Origin of the sequence: Clostridium folliculivorans, from assembly GCF_024341905.1 — a bacterium.
Taxonomy (GTDB): Bacteria; Bacillota; Clostridia; order Clostridiales; family Clostridiaceae; genus Clostridium_AR; species Clostridium_AR folliculivorans.
This window is the reverse complement of the sequence record NZ_BQXY01000054.1, coordinates 1-227: the sequence shown is the minus strand read 5'-3', so window position 1 is coordinate 227 and position 227 is coordinate 1. Positions and strand designations below refer to the sequence as shown.

Here is a 227-nt window from a genome sequence, read left to right as displayed (position 1 = left end):
AACAATAAGGGTTGCGCTCGTTGCGGGACTTAACCCAACATCTCACGACACGAGCTGACGACAACCATGCACCACCTGTCTTCCTGTCGGTACCAAAGGTACCGACTTCCCCGGTTAAGGGTAATTCAGGAGATGTCAAGTCTAGGTAAGGTTCTTCGCGTTGCTTCGAATTAAACCACATGCTCCGCTGCTTGTGCGGGCCCCCGTCAATTCCTTTGAGTTTTAAT

1 rRNA gene is annotated in these 227 nt (G+C 50.7%); it reads right to left on the bottom strand.

The features are described from left to right. A 16S ribosomal RNA gene (locus OCU55_RS23875) occupies positions 1-227 on the bottom strand; the annotation flags it as partial.